The organism is Blautia ammoniilytica, from assembly GCF_025566965.1.
Lineage (GTDB): Bacteria > Bacillota > Clostridia > Lachnospirales > Lachnospiraceae > Blautia_A > Blautia_A ammoniilytica.
This window is the reverse complement of record NZ_JAOQJL010000018.1, coordinates 21,014-39,555: the sequence shown is the minus strand read 5'-3', so window position 1 is coordinate 39,555 and position 18,542 is coordinate 21,014. Positions and strand designations below refer to the sequence as shown.

The 18,542-nt window shown below is 52.5% G+C and carries 20 protein-coding genes; all 20 read right to left on the bottom strand.

From position 1 onward, the window contains the following. Nucleotides 1-12 precede the first annotated feature (12 nt). The 20 genes from OCV61_RS10255 to OCV61_RS10160 all read right to left on the bottom strand — a co-directional run bounded on the left by OCV61_RS10255 (nt 13) and on the right by OCV61_RS10160 (nt 18,535). On the bottom strand, nt 13-4,017 hold the full coding sequence (locus OCV61_RS10255) for a phage tail tape measure protein (RefSeq protein WP_158421713.1): 4,005 nt from the start codon (nt 4,015-4,017) through the stop codon (nt 13-15). Nucleotides 4,018-4,159: 142 nt separating this feature from the next. Next, entirely contained in the window at nt 4,160-4,489 is a 330-nt protein-coding gene (locus OCV61_RS10250) for a phage tail assembly protein (protein ID WP_158421712.1), read from the bottom strand. Nucleotides 4,490-4,508: 19 nt separating this feature from the next. Further along, nucleotides 4,509-5,030, bottom strand: coding sequence for a phage major tail tube protein (locus OCV61_RS10245; protein WP_117689802.1), 522 nt, complete (start codon nt 5,028-5,030; stop codon nt 4,509-4,511). Between the two features lie 2 nt (nt 5,031-5,032). Further along, nucleotides 5,033-6,487, bottom strand: a complete 1,455-nt coding sequence (locus tag OCV61_RS10240; protein ID WP_118531374.1) for a phage tail sheath protein — start codon at nt 6,485-6,487, stop codon at nt 5,033-5,035. Further along, the gene (locus OCV61_RS10235) at nt 6,487-6,801 is read right to left on the bottom strand and encodes a hypothetical protein (RefSeq protein ID WP_117689800.1); all 315 of its coding nucleotides are present in this window, start codon (nt 6,799-6,801) and stop codon (nt 6,487-6,489) included. Before OCV61_RS10235 ends, OCV61_RS10240 begins: the two co-directional genes overlap by 1 nt. Further along, nucleotides 6,798-7,271: a hypothetical protein gene (locus tag OCV61_RS10230; RefSeq protein ID WP_158421711.1), complete on the bottom strand. Its 474-nt coding sequence runs from the start codon at nt 7,269-7,271 to the stop codon at nt 6,798-6,800. Before OCV61_RS10230 ends, OCV61_RS10235 begins: the two co-directional genes overlap by 4 nt. Before the next feature lie 10 nt (nt 7,272-7,281). Beyond that, entirely contained in the window at nt 7,282-7,827 is a 546-nt protein-coding gene (locus OCV61_RS10225) for a phage tail protein (RefSeq protein ID WP_117689798.1), read from the bottom strand. Continuing rightward, the gene (locus OCV61_RS10220; RefSeq protein WP_118531369.1) at nt 7,824-8,147 is read right to left on the bottom strand and encodes a hypothetical protein; all 324 of its coding nucleotides are present in this window, start codon (nt 8,145-8,147) and stop codon (nt 7,824-7,826) included. The genes OCV61_RS10225 and OCV61_RS10220 overlap by 4 nt, the downstream gene beginning before the upstream one ends. Further along, nucleotides 8,144-8,434, bottom strand: coding sequence for a hypothetical protein (locus OCV61_RS10215; RefSeq protein WP_117689796.1), 291 nt, complete (start codon nt 8,432-8,434; stop codon nt 8,144-8,146). Before OCV61_RS10215 ends, OCV61_RS10220 begins: the two co-directional genes overlap by 4 nt. Beyond that, the gene (locus OCV61_RS10210) at nt 8,435-8,770 is read right to left on the bottom strand and encodes a DUF2190 family protein (RefSeq protein WP_117689795.1); all 336 of its coding nucleotides are present in this window, start codon (nt 8,768-8,770) and stop codon (nt 8,435-8,437) included. Nucleotides 8,771-8,789: 19 nt separating this feature from the next. Continuing rightward, entirely contained in the window at nt 8,790-10,388 is a 1,599-nt protein-coding gene (locus OCV61_RS10205; protein ID WP_158421710.1) for a phage major capsid protein, read from the bottom strand. Then, nucleotides 10,378-11,043 carry an HK97 family phage prohead protease gene (locus tag OCV61_RS10200; RefSeq protein WP_262582787.1) on the bottom strand — a complete coding sequence of 222 codons (666 nt, stop codon included), beginning with the start codon at nt 11,041-11,043 and terminating at the stop codon, nt 10,378-10,380. The genes OCV61_RS10205 and OCV61_RS10200 overlap by 11 nt, the downstream gene beginning before the upstream one ends. After that, a complete protein-coding gene (locus OCV61_RS10195; protein WP_158421751.1) occupies nt 10,973-12,580 on the bottom strand; it encodes a phage portal protein in 1,608 nt (535 codons plus the stop codon). Before OCV61_RS10195 ends, OCV61_RS10200 begins: the two co-directional genes overlap by 71 nt. An 8-nt stretch (nt 12,581-12,588) precedes the next feature. Then, complete coding sequence (locus tag OCV61_RS10190) at nt 12,589-12,834, bottom strand: peptidylprolyl isomerase (RefSeq protein ID WP_151198867.1); 246 nt, start codon at nt 12,832-12,834, stop codon at nt 12,589-12,591. Nucleotides 12,835-12,844: 10 nt separating this feature from the next. Continuing rightward, nucleotides 12,845-14,692 carry a phage terminase large subunit family protein gene (locus tag OCV61_RS10185; protein ID WP_117689791.1) on the bottom strand — a complete coding sequence of 616 codons (1,848 nt, stop codon included), beginning with the start codon at nt 14,690-14,692 and terminating at the stop codon, nt 12,845-12,847. Then, complete coding sequence (locus tag OCV61_RS10180) at nt 14,655-15,242, bottom strand: hypothetical protein (protein ID WP_117689978.1); 588 nt, start codon at nt 15,240-15,242, stop codon at nt 14,655-14,657. Before OCV61_RS10180 ends, OCV61_RS10185 begins: the two co-directional genes overlap by 38 nt. A gap of 51 nt (nt 15,243-15,293) precedes the next feature. Further along, complete coding sequence (locus OCV61_RS10175) at nt 15,294-16,607, bottom strand: site-specific DNA-methyltransferase (RefSeq protein WP_158421709.1); 1,314 nt, start codon at nt 16,605-16,607, stop codon at nt 15,294-15,296. Between the two features lie 707 nt (nt 16,608-17,314). After that, the gene (locus tag OCV61_RS10170) at nt 17,315-17,956 is read right to left on the bottom strand and encodes a hypothetical protein (RefSeq protein WP_158421708.1); all 642 of its coding nucleotides are present in this window, start codon (nt 17,954-17,956) and stop codon (nt 17,315-17,317) included. 35 nt (nt 17,957-17,991) lie between these two features. Then, a complete protein-coding gene (locus tag OCV61_RS10165) occupies nt 17,992-18,273 on the bottom strand; it encodes a hypothetical protein (RefSeq protein ID WP_117689788.1) in 282 nt (93 codons plus the stop codon). Then, on the bottom strand, nt 18,266-18,535 hold the full coding sequence (locus OCV61_RS10160) for a hypothetical protein (RefSeq protein ID WP_158421707.1): 270 nt from the start codon (nt 18,533-18,535) through the stop codon (nt 18,266-18,268). Before OCV61_RS10160 ends, OCV61_RS10165 begins: the two co-directional genes overlap by 8 nt. Between the last annotated feature and the right edge of the window lie 7 nt (nt 18,536-18,542).

Genomic DNA, 18,542 nt, shown 5'->3' with positions numbered 1-18,542 from the left:
ATATCCTCCTTTCTATGCGAATGCCCGGCGGCCTTCCGTCCGCAGGTATTCTTTCATCATTTTCTTAAATTCTGCCTGGCTCATTCTGTTCGCCTCTACCATGTCCTCCTTGGACGGTGTGCCCGCCTCGAATCGGTACGTTGGACTGAATACGAACTGCTGGCTTGCAGATTCATTGCTGTTGCCATTCCCGGACTGCTTCTGTCCAGTAAATGCGCTCACGGTGTCTCCGATCACGCTCGACCGGTTTTCAAACTGTGGAGCCTCTAGCGTCTTGGATCCTGCGTTCATTACTGGCTGCGCGAGTGATTCGTTGGCTGCCTTCTGAACGAGTGCTCCGGTCTTCTGGATACCTCCTGCGAGACCTTGGCCTGCGTACTGTCCTGATTGATCCAGGACTCTTGATGGAGAGTGAATCTTCAGAGCGCTGTTGACGGTTGCTGCTACCTGGTTGGCTATGCTTCTCGCCTGGGCGATCGCTGCAGCTCCACCGGCTGCGATACCGTTCCTGAGTCCGGCCATCGCGAATGATCCGGCGCTGTACATGCTTCCTGAAAGTCCGGAGAAAGCTCCGACCATCTGGCTGCTTGTGCTTCTGCATGCTGCCACTGCCTGGCTTCCGCCTGTTCTGACCGCCACCACGAACATGGTCATGCCGTTTCTGGTCACGGCCACGATGGTTGTCATTCCGGTCTGCGTTGTTGTCCGCATCACGGTGATTCCGGTTACCACGGCCTGGTTCGACTGTGTCATGGAGCTTCTGATGGCCACTGTGACCATATTCATGGCTACTGTGGTTAAAGCTCCGAGCGTTCCAAGTGTTGCCATTGTCGACCGCAGGGATACGGCCAGCGCGGTTGCTGAAGCTGCCGCTACTGTGATGCCTCCTGCAAATACGACCATGGATGCTGATGTTGCCATCATCGGTCCGGCCAGCGCTATGATCGCTGCGGTGAACGGTGCCACTGCCACTGCCATCCTTGTGAATGCTGCAGCTGTTGGTGTCGCCACTGCGTTGATTCCTGCCGCGCTTGCTTTGAATGCTGTTATTGATGCGCTGCAAAGTGTCAGCGCTCCGGCTGTCATTGTGATTCCTGCTGCCAGGAGCATGATTGCTGCTGCCGCCGCTGTACTGCCTGCCGCTAAGGCCAGGACTGCCGCTGCCGCTGCTGCCGCTGCGACCGCGAGTGGTGCCAGGGCTGCTGCAAGTGGTGCGGCTCCTGCAGCTATGATTGCCATCTTGGCCGCGGTTCCTGTTGCACCTTTGGCCATTGATTTAAGCGCCGATCCAGCTGCCTTTGCACTGGCTCCGATGATTTTCACCGATGCTGCTGCAAGTGCCAGGGCTGCTGCAAGTGGTACCATGCCGACTGATGCGGCTAGTGCTCCGGCTGCCAGTATCAGAAGGGCTGCGCCTCCTGCCGTTGCTCCGGCTGCCATTGCAAGTGCGGCCGCCGCGAATGGCAGCATTGCCGCTGTGAGTGCCAGGATTGGTGCTGTTGCTGATAGTGCTGCGGTTCCGAATAAACGGACCATTGTTGCTAAAAGCATAAATGAAGCCATGCTGGCTGTTGCTCCGGCTGCGATCATTGCGATTGCTGCAGCGAGTACCACGGCTCCAGCTCCAACCATTAAAACGCCCGCTCCGGCCGCCAAGGCTCCGGCTGCCATTGCGAGAAGTCCTGCGGCTGCCACTAATGCTCCGGCTCCACATACTGCTGCAGATGCTGCGAATGCTGTTAGTGCTCCGCTAAGTGTCAGGATTGCCGATGCTCCGGTCGCTCCGTATGTCGATAAAAGCGGAAGCGATACCGATATAATGGCCAGCGCTGCTGCTCCTAACATGGCCGCTGTTGCTACTAATGTGAGCGCTGCTCCCAGTGCTGCGATCGCTGCAGCTCCTGCCAGGAGTATTGGCGCCAAGGCTCCGGCTATTGCTCCGAATGCGATCAGTCCCGCCGCTAAGAGTGCGAGAGCGATCTGCGCTGCCGGTCCTGCGCTTGCGATCTGCGTCGCCGCCTGGACCATGATCAGGCATCCTGTTGCCGCCAGAACGATAGAAGCTCCGAATGCAATCAGTCCGACTGATGCTGCTGTGAGTGCAGGTCCGAGCGCTCCGGCTACTGCCATCATTGCGATCATTCCTACTTCCATGATTGTGAGTGCTGCGATTGCCATCGGTCCGGCTGCCGCTACCTGTGTTGCTGCCATCGCCATGAGGCTCATTCCGGCCGCTGCCATCAGAACTGCTCCGCCGAATGCAAGAAGTCCCGCAGATGCTCCGGCGAGCTGTGGTCCCATTGCTCCGGCTACTGCCAATAGTGCAATGATGCCGCCTTCCATGAGTGCCAGGCTTGCGAATGCCATAGGTCCTGCGGCTGCCACCTGTGTTGCTGCCATTGCCATCAAACTCATACCGGCTCCGGCCATTAAGATTGCACCTCCGAATGCCAGGAGACCTTGCGTGCCTGCCTGCAGCTTCGGTGCGAGCTGTGCTGCTACTGCCATCAATGCGATAATGCCTCCGGCCATCAGGACGGTTGCTATCTGCGCTCCTGGTCCCGCTGCAGCGAGTTCCTTGGCTGCTTTTACTAATATCCACACGCCTGCGGCTGCGGCCGCGAATCCGATTCCGAATCCGAGCGCATTCTTGGCTGCTGCGGACATTACGCTGCTTCCTTCTTTGAGCGGTGCGCTCATGCCTTTAGTTTTCTTTCCGATGCTTCCGATCGCTTTTCCAACCTTGCCGAATGTTCCCACCAGGGATCCGGCCATTTTGAACAGTCGACCGCCGATCAGCAGAACTGGTCCCGCTGTGGCTGCAATGCCTACCCATTTCACGATGTTCTTCTGCATCGACGGATCTAGGTTGTTGAACTTGTCAATTAGCCCGGTCAAATTGTCCACGAAAGGCTTCAGGACTTCGCTGGCGATTCCTCCGACCGTATATTTCATAACGTCAAAGGATGAATTCAGTTTTTCCAGGGATCCACCCATTCCGGATAGGAGTGCGTCTGCCATCTTCTGCGAGCTTCCGGCCGCTCCTTCCAGCGAGCTTGCGTATTTCTGTACCTGATCCGGTGATGCATTGATCAGCGTCATCCACTTGGCCATCTGGTTCTTTCCGAAGATTGCGGCCGCCGCACTCATCTGTTCCTGGCTGGTTAAGCCCTGAAAGCTATCATGCAGCTGCTTCTGCACGTCGACCATGCTTTTCATGGATCCATCTGAATTGAATATCTCCAGGCCTAGTTTTTTAATCCAGGTAGCTCCGTCTTTGGCCGGACTTGCTAATCTGGCCAGACCTGTTTTCAGTGCCGTGGCTCCTTCAGCACCACTGATTCCGGCATCGCCGAAGATATCAGTAATTGCGGCCAGATCGGACATTGACCATCCGACTGAGCTGCAGATCGGTCCTGCTGTTGCCATGGCGTCGAATAAATCCGTGACAGTCGTGTTGGCCTGCGCCTGGGCTGTCGATAGGATATCTGCTGCTGTCGCTGCGTAGTTTGAGTCCTTGCCGAACATCTTCAGGGCGTTTCCGAGGCCGCCGGTTACGACTGATAAATCCGTCGCCGTTCCTGCTGCCAGGTTCAGCGCGGGCGTCAGCATGTCTCCTGCCTGCTTTGCATTGAAACCCTGGCGTGCGAAGTTCAGCGTTGCGTCTGCTGCGTCCTGCATTCCGAATACGGAATTTGCCGCTGCTTTTTTCATTGTTGATTCGAGCTGTTTGGCCTGGGCATCTGTTGATCCCATGGTTGCCTGGACGAGCTTCATGGACTTATCTACGGATCCGAACTCCTTCACGGATGTGGCACCGAGCGCGATTACCGGCATCGTGACTCCTGTGGTGAGCGCTTTTCCGGTACTTTCCATTACATTTCCGATACCGGTTAATGCGGAAGACAGACCGCCTTTTCCAAGGCTGCCGAGCATCTTCTGTGCGCTGCTGACTGACGTCTGCAGCGATTTATCTAATTTTCCGGCGATCTTAATCGCTACTTCGAATTCGCTCATTTCTTAGGTGTCACCTCCTTCAAATCGGCGCATAAATCAATAAGGTCAAAGATGTTCATTTGCAAAAAATAATCTAACCCTGTGCTGAGGTTCAGCGACAGGGTTAGACAGCATTTCCGCAACTCTGAGAAGTCCGCAGGATTTATTCCTCGCCGAATAAAAAAGATGTCACTCTGTTCTTGAGCGCCAGGGCGTCCTTTGGCTTCAGCTGCTTAAAGAACTCGATCGGCATCTTCAAAGCTCCGGCTGCGATGATGAGGTCGTATTCCAGAGTTGTCTCTGGAAGAACCGACACGGTTCCGTTGTTTGTGAGGACCTTGTTGGCCTGGATCATATCTGCAGCAGTCAAATTGTCGAGCCCACTGAGGTCGATCTCGCCGATCTTCTGTCCTTCGAAGTCATACTCTTTACTGAGCTTGAGCTTCATCTCGTTATCTTCTGGCTTGTTGATTTCTGTGACTTTTTCACTCATTTTGCGTTCCTCCTGTTATCTAGCACTGGCTTCTGATCTGCGCCAGCATGTCTTTTCCGTTTAATACAAATACGAAGTTCAGTTTGTCGAGCTCCAAAACGACGGCGTTGTTGATCTCTACTTTGATGTATAAAATCTCAAGCTCGACCTCTGATTCCATCTTCTTTCCTTTGGCTACCTTGCCGAGTGTGGTTGTCTTGGCTTTGCCTCGTACCACGACTCTGATCGGGTAGTATCCGGTTGCTCCGGTCTTTGGATCCGTGCACTGCATAGATCCTCTGAGTGTCAGGAGCGGCGGTTCTGTAGTGTTTACGATGGAGAACATATCGCTGTATAAAACTGCGAATGGGATCTTGATTGTGGCGCTGGAGAACTGTCCAGTTACCGGATCCTCGATCTCGCCGAGCACTCCGGTGCCTTCCACGGTATCCGTGATGGCTTCAAGCTCCGGAAGCTCCACCTCGCCGGATACTCCGACGAGGGCATTGGCGCCGTTATAAATGTTGAAGTGGTTTAATACTTCAGGAATAATGCTTGCCATAATTAGTTACCTCCTACTGCTGCTGCCAGCGTGTCTGTATCGTAGTCGATGATGTCCACGATTTCCTGCGCTGGTGTGTACGGTGCAATGTGCTGTCTGAACTTCATCGTTCCGGCCAGGATGGCAGTCTTTGGATTGTCATCTGACTTGTATTCGATGGAAGCTCCGGCCCAGTATTTAGGTGCGTATGCGCTGCAGCGGATGTTCTCGCTGTCCACTACGCTCTGAACCAGGACGTTATTCATCGGATCGTCGACTTCATCGAAGTATGTCTGAATGAAGTTATTTCCCTGCCAGCTGAACATGCGGCGAACTGCGAACCAGATATCTTTCGCGTCTGAGCTCGCTGGATACGCTCCGGTGTAGTTACCCCATAAGCGATAGCCGTTCTGGTTGATCGCTGTGGTTACGCCGTAGCCGTTGACCGTGTTTGCCTGGTCCTGGTCGAGATATACTTCCGTTCCATCTTCGAGGCACTGGCCTCCGACTCCGAGTAAATGGTTGGACGGTGACTGGTTTGGTACGTCCTCGTTATCTGATGCCATGTACTGGATCATGGCTCCTGCCACTGCAGATTTTGCGAGAATGTACTCGCCGACTCTGTCGCATGGCCAGAGCGGATAGCAGAATGGGCTTGTGTATCCGGATTCCTCTTTCACGCTCTTGGTGTCTGTGTATTTCTTTGCCTTGGCTGTATCAAGGTCAAGAAGTGCCATTGCGCTGTATACGCCATTGATCTTGGCTGCCTTGGCTGCAAGTGCAAGACCGACCTCCGGGATCTGTGACCAGCCTGGTGCGAGAATGAGTCCCGGAACGATGCCGAGTCTTGGGTATACCTGTCTAATGACCTGCGCTCCTGTCTCAGCCCCTGTGGATGGATCCACGGCTCCGATGACGTCCTCTTTCGTAACCTTGGACGGATCGATGACTTTTCCGCTTACCTTGATGGCTGTTGCTGCTGCGCCTTTTCCGCCTGCGAGCATTGTGATTGTGAGGAATCCAGTTGTACTGTCAAATGCAGCACTGTAATCCTCGCCAGCCTTGAGCTCTGTATCGCCGGTTGAATTCTTGACGGTGAGCCCTTCGAGGATGATGCCTTCTTTCTCGATCACTGCCTGCTTCTGGTTTACCTGGTACTCTGCCTCTGCGAGTTCCTTGTTGTGCTTTGCCGGATCCAGGACGTTGATGTAAACGACCGGACTAACCTGGAACAGGTTTGATGTTGCGAACATCGTCTGGCAAAGTGTGAAATTCTTAAAGTCTACGGAATATCCGAGTGCTGCCATGGCTTCAGTTCCTGAATTCGCAAGAATTGGAACGTTCACGGCTTCGCTTGGATTCTCGGCCATATTGACCGGAGCTGTTCCGACGACTACCTGGACGGAGCTGTTGCCGGTCTTCGGTACCTGAACGGCTGTAGCTTCTTCCTGGATATAAACTCCATGTCTGATGCTCATTAGTTCTTACCTCCTCTTTCAAGTTTGAATTTCTGCGCTTCTGCGTAAGCGCTGTATACGTATCCTCTCTTTTCTCTGATCATTCTCTCGGCCTCGCCGTATTCTCTGATCGGAATGAAAAGGTTCAGGATCATTGGTGCATCCGCTTTGGCTGCTTTCGCTGCCTCCGGGATTGTCGTGTAGACTGTGCCGGTGATGGCGATTCCACTGATTGTTGGTCCTACGTAGAGGACTGCTTCAGTCTTTGCCTCCGTCACTGCCTGTGTCTTTTTTGCCGGTGCTTTTGTCTCCGGCGCCTTTACTGATTCGCTCATGACCAGTCATCGCTCCTTCCTATTTTTGGTACGTAGAATTTGATATCTATGGCTCCGAAGTAAAACGGATACGTGTCCTCATCCTGAAGTGCAAAGCTCACGTTCTGGTTTGCTCTGAATTTGCTATCCAGGAGCGGTCTTTCCAGGAACCGGTTTGTAATCTTTGTGATCATCTCCAGGATGGTTCTGTGTCCGTTCGTTTCTTTGTCGTAGTCACAAATTCCGAATAATACCGTGGTTCCGACGAGCCATGGCTCATCGTCCGTCGGTGTGTTGCCTTCTTCGATTCTCACGATGAAGTAAGGGAAGAACTGCGACTGGTCTTCCTCATCGTCTGTGGTCTCCGGCAGCCTCTGTTCGTAGCCTTTTACTCCGAACACGTCCTCTCCTGCAGCATTTTTCAGCTGCATCTGCGCCAGGAGTTCCTCGATTTCAGCGATTAGCGATTTCTGAAGGTCCCATGGTGTCATTGTCTTCCTCCTACTTTGTGAGTAATTCTATTTGCTGCTCCACGTAATGCTGCAGGTTCCGGTCGATGGATGGTTTCACGACTCCGTATACCTTTTCCTCGTTGCCGATCATCTTCGGGATTGAGTTGGAGCTCAGCTTCTTAATTGGCAGCCTGGCGGTGCTTCGTCTCTGATAAATCTGACCGTTTGGTCCTTTAAAGGCTTTGATATTGCCATATATAAGCTGCTTCAGGCCGCTGCCTTTGATGATGTTTGCTTTCGCTCCGGTTTTCTTCGGTGCAGTCGTGTGAAACTTAGTGATTGAGAGCGGCTTGCCTTGTGAATGGATCACCGCTTCCAGTCTTCCTGCGGACGCTTTCCGGATCGTCATGTCCTTCTTAAAGCCTCCGGATTTTACCGTGTAGGTCGCCTGCGCTTTATTTGCGAGGTCTACTCTCGCTGTGACTGCTACTTTATTCAGGGCCCGCGATATTACCGTTGGCGCTTTTCGGCTCATTTCTCCGAGCTTCGCCTGCACTTCCTCCAGCATCTGTTCGTCTACCTGGTATTCGATCATGCTCTGTTCGCCTCCAGTGTGATTGAATAGATACCGTCCTCTGAAATAGCATCAGCCACCTTGTATGGCCTCTTGTCGAATTGGATCAGGGATCCCTGCTTCGGCATTGGGCCATAGTCGGTGGCTGCTACGTAGATCAGTTTTTGGTTTTTATAAATTCCATCCATGTGCTGGTTGAATCTCTTTTCGCGCTCGATCTGTTCGTTGGAGTCTACCTGAACCGGCATCATCTTTCCATTGAGGTCATGCATGTCTGAGAACTCATCCGCGTTCATGAATGTGTCGTGCACGTCCGACGCGATTACGTCTTTGAAACTCATTTTTTTCGGCTCCGGGTTGGTTTCTTTACCGGATCAGTGGCTCTTTCGATGCTCTTTGGGATTCTTCCAGCGAGGTCATCTTCGTTGCCACTATTGCTGATTCCGATCTGTCCTGGCTGAGCTGTCAGCATCTGTGCTCTTGGAGCCGGTGCCTCTGGCTCATCCTCTACCAGGGTGGCGGTTCCGGCATCCAGCCAGGTCTGCTTCATCTCTGAATCAGGAAGCTCATCTCCGACCTCATACTGACGTGCTCCGTATAAGATCGGATAAACTGCCACGAGCTTCATTTAGGCGTTGATCTTAATTGATACGACCGCGTCCGCTGCGGCTGCGTCTGCGATAGCGTAGCCTGCGAGGATGTTGGACTCGGCTGTTGCGGTGATCACTCCGTTTGTGTTGTCCCAGTAAACATCGGCGCCTGCAGTGATTGCCTCGCTTGCCTTCTTTGGGAAGCTGTAAACGCCTACCACATTGACGCTGTATTTCTGTCCCGGTGCTGCTTCCATCGCTACGACTCCGATTCTCTTACCGATAGCCTGGATGGTATTGGCCGGGATGGTTTTTGCTGTGTCATTGATGCGATCGATAGTCTCGCCTCTCTGCCAGAATGTTGCTGTTGCCATGATTTATTCCTCCTTCCTCTTAGACGAGCTTCAGCTTCGTGTCGACCTTGATTCCTGGGTTCTTTACGGCTCCACGGTAGTCCATTACGGAGATACCCCAGTCGAGGTAAATATCCCAGATAAATCCAAGCTGTCCAGGAGCTTCCATTCTTCTGATGTTCGGGATCTCCTGACCGTTCAGGTAGTCGACCTCGATGAAGTCTGTGTCTCCAGGATCGCCAATCAGGAACCATGGCATCACGTTTCCAAGGCCGCCGCACAATGCGTTGATTGTCGGATCCTCGACTACCTCGATGCTGTCTCTGTACTGGTAGAGTGGGTTCACTGCCTGGGTGTTGTCGCTTGTGTTAATTGTCGGACTGAAGAAGAGCGTGTACATGTCGAACTTCATTCCTGAAGGTACGACGATGGTTGCCGGATTGATGATGATGCTCTCTCCGAACTGATCCTTCTGGTTTGCCAGTGCCATGATCATGGTCTGCATTGCTTCCTGTGTTACTCCGGTACCGGATGCGAGGAGGTTCTTGTGCTCTTTGCCAAAGAGCGCAGCTCCGTCGTAAATGTTGGAGTTGTTGATCAGGATCTGGTATACCTGCTTGTTGATGGTCTTTCTTGCTGCGGCTGCATATCTCGCCGGGAGGCTTGTCACGAGACCGATGTCGTCATCGATGAATGCCTTTCTGGAAAGAGTGAACTGGCGGCCGTAAGTCTTCAGCTGTCTCTGAGGGAGCTTGTCATCTTTGAAGATGTCATGCTTGAGCTCTCCGTTCTCCGGTACCTCGTAGAACTCGCCGACTGGTCCAGCTACGTAGTAGTTGTCATGCTTCTTGAAGTCCTTCAGGGATCCCTTCTTTGTGAACTTATCAAAGGTCACGGCTACCTTGCGGTATCCTTCCTTGTATGCCTTCTCGATTGTCTGATCGAGGATTGCCGGGAAGGATGCCTCTGGATTGTAGAAACCTCTGGCCATCATTGTGTAAAGCTCATCTGAGCTTCTGCGGTTTAAGTTGCTCTCGCTGGATCCGTCTCTCTGCAGACACTCGATGGCGAGGTCTCTGATTGACATTCCCATGAGGCTTCTGGCTCCATCTTCCGGACGCTCTAATGTCATGCCGCTTCTCATGAGGAGGGAATCAGCAGCGGCGCGTCTGAACTTATCCTCCTGTGTATCTGTTACCTGGATGCCGGTCGCTACTGGTGAGTGCTGGCTTCTCAAGTGTTCAAGGACTGCGGCTCTTACCTGCTCCTCGGTAGATCCGTTGTCGATGTAAGATCTGGCATCAAGACCGAACTCTGTACAGAGGTCCTCAATGCTGCGGATTCTCTGTCTTTCTGCCTCGATGGCTCTCTGTGCGTTCTGTGGATCCTGTCCGCCGTTTCCACCTTCGCCTGCAGCAGGTGTCTGCTGTCTCTGGCCTTCCGGTGTGTTGTTTGCTGGTGCAGCAGGAGTGGAACTCTGGCCGCCATGGGCGATGCCAGCACCAGCTGCTCTAGCTGCGTCGATGCTTCTCTGCAGGGAGTCAAATTCTGCGGCTTCCTCGCGTGTCATGTTGCGACCTGCGGATCTGGCAGCGTTTAATAATTCCTGCTGACGTGCGATCATCTGTTCAATCGTCATTTTCTTTTACCTCCATTCGGTTTTTGTTTATTTGAAGTTGCCGCTCATAGATATCGAGTGGGATGTCCTGTGTTCCGGGTTCGGATTTTTCCTCCATTTCCCTTCCCACACCTACGGTTGGATCTGCTGGGACACTAACGATGCTTATCTCGTAAGGCGCCCACTTCTTAGCGATCGAGCATGGTCCCATGAATCTGCCATCCGTCGAGGTCTTGTTTGGCATTACTTCCTCCCAGTCGTCTACCAGGTATCCCACGGATACGCCTTTGAGGGTTCCGCCTTTTACTTTCTGGTAGATCACTTCGGACGCTTCGTCTGAATCAAATTCGATTGTAGCCATTCCGCGTCCGTTATCTATCCACGCCTTGGTGATCTTGCCGATCACTTCGTCGCGGTCATGGTTGAAAAGCACGCATCCGATCTCATTCAGTCTGGTCAGATCGACGCAGCCTTCTGAATGGTCGAGGATCTCCTGTCCGAACCATCTTGTATATGGTTCTTCAGATGAGAAGCTCAGCTCGAATGTTCGCTCGTTGCCATCTCCTTCGAGTGCTCTGATTGAACCTCTCAGTTCTCTCAGGCCTCTATTCCTGTCCTTCGCCTGATGCTGACTGACCTTCTTTTCCGTCTCCGGACTGTGTGCCCTTGTCATCATCGTTGGTTCCTTCCTCCTGGCCGTCTCCGGTTTGATCATCCGGTTTTGGCGGCTCTGGCTTCGGTTCTTCTTCTTTTTCTGATCCGAGTTTGCCATCGAATATCACACCTCCTAAGTCATAGCCTTTCTTTTTCGCATACTCGATTACTTCCAGGTTGTCATCGATCTGCTGCTTCCAGTCGCGGCCGTTCTCGGCAGCGATCTCTTTGTATGTCTTCTGTCCGGTATTCAGCGCGGTCTTGTTTGCGCTGGATTCCTTCAGTGGATCGATCCACTTCTTAGGGCTCTTGATCCATCCGTGCTCCAGGTAGTCATCCTTCTTTGTCCAGAAGTCTTTGTTTACCTTGATCAGTCCTGCCAGATAGCAGCTGATCACGAATGTCTCATAAATCTCATCGAGAATGGCCAGAATTGCTTCGACTTCCTCCTGGTAGGTCATCTCATCCTCGATGGCTCCCTGTCTTGCGGATGCGTAGTTGGTCTCGCTCATGTCGCGGGATGTCGCCTCGTATGAGAGTCCCTGACCTGCTCCGATCATACGCTGCTGCAGCTTCGTGAAGGATGTAGCATCGCTTCCCTGGCCGGTCGGATTTACGACCTGGACTTCATCTCCGGCATTGAGCTCTTTAATCATTCCAGGTGTCAGCGTCTTTCCATCGTACTCATGCTTTCCGACGTTTTCCGTCGCTGCATTTCTTCCGATGCCGACTGTCGGCAGCTGCTTTTTTATGAAAACAGACAGGCAGGCTGCGATTCGTTCCTTGACGGATACTGCAGTCATGAATTCGTTTGTGTCACGGATTCTGGTTGCTGTCTGGCTCATATCGGACATTTCTCTGATCTGAGAAGGGCGGCGCTTTGTGTAATAAAAAATCACATCATTTGCATCGATTCTTCTTGGCTTCTCCAGCGAGAATCCGTCGATGCCGTACTGCCTGATCCAATATGCGACCGGTCTGTTGTATTTGTTGTACTCAATACCTCCGACGATTCGGTTTCCTCCGGCTGTCTCTCCAACCTGGAGAGTGTCGAGCTCATCAACCTCGATCATCTGAAGTTTGAACGGGATCATTCCGTCGTTGGTGTAAACCTTCACGAATAGAATTCCTCCATCCACCTTCTTCCTGGTCACTGCCATTCGGAGTATCTGGTTCAAGGTCTGCGTTCCGGTCACATCGCAGTTCCTTGCTTTGCACCATTTTTTCCAGAGCTTCTCGATGTCTGCATTCAGCTTTGCGTTCTTCGTCTTGGCCTGCAGATTGTAGCCTGCGCCGATGACGTTTCGCTTGTATGCTGATATCAGTGAATTCGCGATGTCGGAGTTTCTCTCCAGGTCTCGCGCTCTGGCTCTGATGGTGTCTCTGGACGTTCTGTCCGTCATTTCTGCGGAGTAGTTTGCCGCTCTCCATCCTGCATTCAGTCTGGAGTTGTTGCCTGCGTCATAGTTACGCAGTTCGTTGTATGTTGCACGCCATGCCGCACGCTTTGCTCCCGCTTCCGGGCTGATCCATGCGACGACGTTATCTAGCCAGCTCATTTGGTCCATCACCTCCCATCAAAAAAGGCGACGTATGTGTTGTCCAGGAGACTGGTGTCGCCCTCTGCGGCTATCTCTGCCTCCAGTTCCTCTTTCAGCTTCCTGAGCTGGTAGAGGTCGGCTCTTGTCAGCTTACGGCTACCGATCTGATAAGACTGGCCGCCGATCAGAATTTTTCGGATTGCTGTTTTGACTTCTCCGAGCAGCTCGGCGGTGCTGACGTTACCGTCGAGCTCTTTGCTTTCTTCACTCATGTCGTTCCTCCTATATCCAGTTCTCGTTTTGCTTGATCCATGTTTCCTCCGGAGCGTATGCTTCCTCCGGACGCTCCGCCTTGGCTTTGGCCTCAGCTTCGTCCTGCAGGTGTAGTGTTCTGACTCCGGAGATATCAGCTGCTGCCAGCGCATATACCTCTGCATCCAGGTAGTGGTTGTCGATGTGGCTGCGCTTTGGCACCCATCTCTGAACGGTTCGGTTTCCGGATTTGACATTGACCTTGTGCTCTGCGGTTACCTGCTCGGCGTATTCTCTGTCGCATCCTTCAAAGACCATCCAGCTTCCGCGGCCGTTTGGCTTCTTCATTCGACCGGCGATCATGTCCTTGTACTTGTCGCCATCAACTAGCACCAGGTTCATTCCGTATGCCTGGCTTCCTTGCTTGTTGATCTTCGATAGCTTGAAGTGTGATAGCATCGGGTTGTTGGAACCCTTGACCGGCAGCGCCCATTCTGAATTCAGGGCACAGAAGTCATACGTGCTGTCTGCGTCGTATCCGGAGTCGATCAGGCATAATGCCACGATCAGCTGGTCTCCGTCTTCTGTGAAGTACGGCGTATTCATGATCTGCTCGATGTCCTGGAAGGATAACGCCTGGCCGTGCGCGATGTTCTGGCTCGTGATGTAGCTGCCCCACGCTCGTATGGTCCAGTAGAGCGATGTCTCCTGAACGTCCACTCCTGCAGTCAGGAACTTCGTCCAGCTTGGCGCTGTGAATTCCGGCCGTTCTGTCTGACGTTCCAGGACGGTGTCGGCCGATGTCTTCAGCTTGGTGTCTTCCCATGGTTCTGCGAGCCATGAGTTCGTGAAGTTCTGCAGCTTGTCCGGATCGTCCTTGCTGTCTAGGAATTCTTTCACGATTTCTGAAAAGCGGACGAACGGACTATAAAGTGTGTTGATCCAAAATCCTACCTTGCGGTTGTACTTTGAATTCTCGCGCACAGTCTTCCACTCTCCGTATCGGAGCATCTGTTCCTTGTCCTGGTCCGTGATGTCTCCGCCGCATTCCTGGCACCGGTAGACTGCCATGTCGGCTCTGTCCTGGTTGCTCAGGTCGTCCCCGGATGGAAACTTCAAATTCTGAAACGTGAGCTCTATCATGGATCCGCAGTGCGGGCACGGTATGAAGTAATGCTTTTCGATATCCGCATCCATGAGTGCCTTCCAAATATGGCCGGTGGCCAGAGTTGGCGTTGACGTCATGTAGATCTTCCTGTTTCGGAAGGTCTTGGTTCTCTCCATCGCCAGTGAGATTGGATCCGACTCTTTCTTGGATGATCCTGGGTATTTATCCACCTCATCCAGGAACAGGTACTTGATCGCCTTCGACGCCAGGGACGATGGCGAGTTGGATCCGGCCAGCGACAGGTACATTCCATCAAACTGCAGCTCCAGCTGCGATGATTCGTTTTTGTTGTAAAGCGATTTCAGCGTCCTGGTTGCCATGATCATTGGTTCCAGTCGGTTCTCGCTGATACTCTTGGCCAGGATGTCTGTTGGGTAGACGATCATGGTCGGGGATGGATCCTGCTGGATAACGTATCCGAGCATGTTCTGAAGGGCTTCGGTTCCTCCGACCTGTGTCGGTTTTACGAAGATAATTCTTTCCGTGTCGTAATTGATGAGCTCATCCATGATCTCCTTCAGGTACGGCGTCTTGTCATTTCGCCATGGTCCTGGGAGGGCGGATGTCTTTGAGTCTAGGACTCTGTAGTTTTCTGCCCACTCTGAAACGGTTATGTTCTCAGGCGGGCAGAGCTGCTTGAGTGCGTCTGCCTGGTATTGTGTGACTGGAAATTTACGAATCTGTATTCTTTTCTTCTTTAAGGGTGCCATCTTTCTTCACATCCTCTGGTCCCACTATTCCGGCAATGACAAACGCTCCGAGCAGTCTGTTTACTTCCGCGGCTATCTCCTTTTCGCATCGCCTCAGTTCAGACGGTTCCATCTGTCCTGAAAGCATCCCGGTTACCCTGGCCGGTATGCTCATAGCGAATTTTTTAAATACAACAAAAAATTTAGCGTAGTCGAGTTTTACTTCTTCTACGCTAATGTACTGACCGGCTGCTATCTCGGTCTTCAATCTATGCAGTTCTCCTTGGCTCTCCTTCAGGGCGATGTCGGCCTGCATCTTCTGTTCCCTGAGTTCGATCTCCTTATCGGTACGGTGCTGCTTTCCGTAGGCCTTGTCTGATAGGTATTTGACGTATGCCTGGATCGTAGGCACGAGGTCGTATCTTCGGACGCTCTTTCCATCTTCCAGGATCTTGGTGGTGGATATGATGCCTTCCTGGGTGAGCTGCTGCACGCGGCGGACGGTCACTCCGAAAAGCTGCGCGATGATCTCTGTCCGATAAAAGCTGCCTTTTACTTCTCCATCACTCATCTGAGCGTACCCCCCCCCGCAAAATTTCGGCCATGATTTCATATTGGTTCATCATAGGCTCACCTCCAACTTCCCGGCTCTTACAGCCTTCTTTCCTGTGAATTCTTCCCATCGGTGGACGATTACGTCGCAGAACTTCTCATCAAGCTCCATTAGAAACGCCCGGCGGCCGATCTGCTCTGCTGCCATGAGTGTGGATCCGCTGCCTCCGAATAAATCGAGGACGTTCCATCCTGGCTTGCTGGAGTTCCGCATCAGTCTTCCGACCAGGTTTACCGGCTTCATTGTTGGATGCACGTCGTTCTTTGTCGGCTTCTTCTCAAAGAGGACGGTCGTCTGGTCTTTGTACTGGGCGATGATCTGATTGATGTATGTGATCAGGTCTTCTTTCTTCATGGATTCCAGGTCGAGTTCATCTTCCAGGAGGATTGTGTCCTGGCTTCGGTCGTCGATGAAGTAATGCGCAGCGCCTTCTTTCCATCCGTAGAGGATTGGTTCGTGGCGCCATTGGTAATCCTGGCGGCCGAGCACGAAGGAGTTCTTTTCCCATATCAGACACTCTGCCAGCTTGAATCCGGCATCTCTGAATGCACGCCTGAACGCCAGGCCTTCGCTGTCTGCGTGGAATATGTACGCTGCGGCTCCTGGTTTCATGTTCTCGAACATGGCCAGGAATGCATTCTGAAGGAAATCCTCAAAGGACCCCTCGTCCATGTTGTCGTTTTTGATGGATCCGTCCTTGTAGTTGACGTTGTACGGCGGATCCGTGATCACGAGGTCTGCTTCCTCGCCGCCCATCAGGGTGTTGACGTCGCCGAGGTCGGTGGAATCTCCACACATGAGTCTGTGGTCTCCCAGGATCCAGATGTCTCCGCGCTGGGTGACCGGTTCCTCGATGGATTCATAGTCTGCGTCGGCATCGAAGTCGTCATCTTCGGCTTCCACGTCCTTGTCGAGTCGGATCACGAGGTCTTCGACCTCTTTGGAACTGAAACCGGTCGCTGTCAGATCGTAATCATTGAGATCGAGGTCGAGCAGCAGGTCTTTCAGCTTGATCTCATCCCATTCTCCTGTGATTTTGTTCAGCGCAATATTGAGCGCCTTCTCATTATTCTTGTCCAGATCGACCACGACGACCTGCGCCTCGGTGTATCCGAGGTCCTTCATAACGTTGTAGCGCTGGTGGCCTCCGATGATGGTTCCGTCCTGGTTTATGATGATCGGATCCACGTATCCGAAGGTCTCAATGCTACGCTTGATGTTCTGATATTCTGGATCGGCTGGCTGCAGCTGGACTCTTGGGTTGTATTCCGCCGGGCGCAAGCTGGCCAGGCTTCGTGTCTCCATTTTCATTTCTGTTGTCATCCGATCTGCCTCCAATCTGTTATAAATTCCTTGATGTACCGGGCTGGGCGTAACGAAACGCGAAAAAAAATTAAGGTCATATCCGGGAAAGCATCGGGCCTTCCTCGCCCCGCTGTAAAAATTAAACAAAAGTAGTACCTATGATTTGTGCATTACTGACAAAGCAAAAGAGACCAGCTCTTGTGCTGATCTCTTTCGATGTGGTGCTGCTTCTGTTTGTTTAGATTGCAGAATGTTCGCTCTATGCCTTGGTGCGTCTGTCTCTCTCATCCGCCTGCCTCGATGCTACTACTATACCACATGCAAGTGGTGCATGGTGTCGCATCTTTCATCTGATGCAGGTGTGCTGCTTGCCTTGGTGCCCTGGCTGCCCTGTGCTGTGCGTGCTGCGAGCGTGGCTGCTGGGTGTGTGCGTGAGCCTGGCCTTGCTGTGTGCCCTGCTCTCCTGGCCTGCCTGTGTCCCTGTGGCCTGGTGCTGTGGGGCTGTGCTCTGCCCTGCTCCCTGGTGTGTGGGCCTGCTATGCCTGCCCTGTGGACTTGGCTTGTGCCGTGGCCTTGTGTATAGGCCTCGTATAAGCCCCTGCTATATGGGCCTATTTTGCGGCCTTGTATTTCGGGCCTTATATGGGCCTCTGAAAAAGCGCTTTATTTTCGCCTGTTTTTTTCGGCTATGTATTTCCAGGCTTTTTTCGGGCTTTATTTTCGCCTTAAAATTTCCGGCCAGATTTTCCGGGCCTCAAAGGCTGGATTTTTTTCTCCGGATTTTTTCGCGTAGATTTTTCCGGAGAAAATTTCCCGGCATTTTTCCTGGCCTGATTTTCGCGGCGGTATCTGGCTTCCTCTTTTTTCTCGATGTAATATTCATACGATTCCCGGTTCTCCGTGACAAGTTCTTTCACGTAGTTAAATTCCAGGAGCTCGTACATGGCGGCCTTGTGGATTCTGTGGCACTGGCTTTTTGACATCGGGATTCCCTCTGCGATCTCTCCCCATTCATGGCCATCGATGTGGCGGAGCTCGCAGATCTCGCGCTCCATAGATTCCTCCGGTAAAAAATTCAGGATCGTTGCCACGCTGACCATGGATTTATCGGCCTTGGCTTTCTGCTCGTAGATCCTGTCTTCAATGTCGGCCAGCTTCATAAGGATTCCGGCTGCGCCTTCGCTGTTGCCTCCACTTCTCGGCAGTGGATCGTATCCCTGCCCTCCGATCGGAGAGTCACGCTCAGCATTGATCTCAAGAAGCCGGACCTCTAGCTGTTTTTTTCGGCGCTTCGCTCGGACATACTGGCCGAGCATCCATTCTAATACTGATCTATCGTTCTCCAATTCTTCGTTGATTTCCTGCATCGCATTTCTCTCCTTTTCTTTGATTTCCGAGCTTGTTACCGGGGAGATTCCCTGGCTTTTACGCGCTCGATGATTCTTAGCGTCTGCTTTGCCGACAGGTATCCTTGAATCGATCCATCGGCCCATATCTCCAATAAGTTCATGATGCTTCCGTAGCTGCACTGGTGCTCTATGACGGATATTTCCTTCGTTGGTTCCGGCAGCGGGACTATGATCTGATATCCGTCGTATAGGTCGTGCTGCTCATGCTCGATCTTTCTCTCCTGGAGCATCTGCCCCAGGAGAATGATTTCACTGTATTTTTTCGACTTATTCATCGTCGTCGCTCTCGATCTCGCTGCCTTCCTCTTGCTGGTTCTGCGCTGCCTGTTGCATCATGGCTCCAAAAAGCGCCGCCATTGGATTGATCTGCGGCTGCGCTGGCTGCTTCGGTTCGTTCTGCGCATCGATCATTCTTAAAACCATAGTGACGCCCATCGCTGTCTGAATGGCCAGATCTGGATTGTGCGTCTTGTCCAGCGCTCTCAGGTAGCTTTCCAGGTATGCGTCTGTGTAATCATGAATTTTATCGTTCTCCATTCCTTTT

What these genes read in the sequence shown, in the direction of transcription:
- OCV61_RS10170 (WP_158421708.1), bottom strand. Translation starts at nt 17,956, where the DNA reads ATGCAGGAAATCAACGAAGAATTGGAGAACGATAGATCAGTATTAGAA.
- OCV61_RS10220 (WP_118531369.1), bottom strand. Translation starts at nt 8,147, where the DNA reads ATGAGTTTCAAAGACGTAATCGCGTCGGACGTGCACGACACATTCATG.
- OCV61_RS10255 (WP_158421713.1), bottom strand. Translation starts at nt 4,017, where the DNA reads ATGAGCGAATTCGAAGTAGCGATTAAGATCGCCGGAAAATTAGATAAA.
- OCV61_RS10185 (WP_117689791.1), bottom strand. Translation starts at nt 14,692, where the DNA reads ATGGCACCCTTAAAGAAGAAAAGAATACAGATTCGTAAATTTCCAGTC.
- OCV61_RS10225 (WP_117689798.1), bottom strand. Translation starts at nt 7,827, where the DNA reads ATGATCGAATACCAGGTAGACGAACAGATGCTGGAGGAAGTGCAGGCG.
- OCV61_RS10195 (WP_158421751.1), bottom strand. Translation starts at nt 12,580, where the DNA reads ATGAGCTGGCTAGATAACGTCGTCGCATGGATCAGCCCGGAAGCGGGA.
- OCV61_RS10175 (WP_158421709.1), bottom strand. Translation starts at nt 16,607, where the DNA reads ATGACAACAGAAATGAAAATGGAGACACGAAGCCTGGCCAGCTTGCGC.
- OCV61_RS10240 (WP_118531374.1), bottom strand. Translation starts at nt 6,487, where the DNA reads ATGAGCATCAGACATGGAGTTTATATCCAGGAAGAAGCTACAGCCGTT.
- OCV61_RS10215 (WP_117689796.1), bottom strand. Translation starts at nt 8,434, where the DNA reads ATGAAGCTCGTGGCAGTTTATCCGATCTTATACGGAGCACGTCAGTAT.
- OCV61_RS10230 (WP_158421711.1), bottom strand. Translation starts at nt 7,271, where the DNA reads ATGACACCATGGGACCTTCAGAAATCGCTAATCGCTGAAATCGAGGAA.
- OCV61_RS10250 (WP_158421712.1), bottom strand. Translation starts at nt 4,489, where the DNA reads ATGAGTGAAAAAGTCACAGAAATCAACAAGCCAGAAGATAACGAGATG.
- OCV61_RS10245 (WP_117689802.1), bottom strand. Translation starts at nt 5,030, where the DNA reads ATGGCAAGCATTATTCCTGAAGTATTAAACCACTTCAACATTTATAAC.
- OCV61_RS10165 (WP_117689788.1), bottom strand. Translation starts at nt 18,273, where the DNA reads ATGAATAAGTCGAAAAAATACAGTGAAATCATTCTCCTGGGGCAGATG.
- OCV61_RS10205 (WP_158421710.1), bottom strand. Translation starts at nt 10,388, where the DNA reads ATGACGATTGAACAGATGATCGCACGTCAGCAGGAATTATTAAACGCT.
- OCV61_RS10190 (WP_151198867.1), bottom strand. Translation starts at nt 12,834, where the DNA reads ATGAGTGAAGAAAGCAAAGAGCTCGACGGTAACGTCAGCACCGCCGAG.
- OCV61_RS10235 (WP_117689800.1), bottom strand. Translation starts at nt 6,801, where the DNA reads ATGAGCGAATCAGTAAAGGCGCCGGAGACAAAAGCACCGGCAAAAAAG.
- OCV61_RS10160 (WP_158421707.1), bottom strand. Translation starts at nt 18,535, where the DNA reads ATGGAGAACGATAAAATTCATGATTACACAGACGCATACCTGGAAAGC.
- OCV61_RS10200 (WP_262582787.1), bottom strand. Translation starts at nt 11,043, where the DNA reads ATGATGACAAGGGCACACAGTCCGGAGACGGAAAAGAAGGTCAGTCAG.
- OCV61_RS10180 (WP_117689978.1), bottom strand. Translation starts at nt 15,242, where the DNA reads ATGAGTGATGGAGAAGTAAAAGGCAGCTTTTATCGGACAGAGATCATC.
- OCV61_RS10210 (WP_117689795.1), bottom strand. Translation starts at nt 8,770, where the DNA reads ATGGCAACAGCAACATTCTGGCAGAGAGGCGAGACTATCGATCGCATC.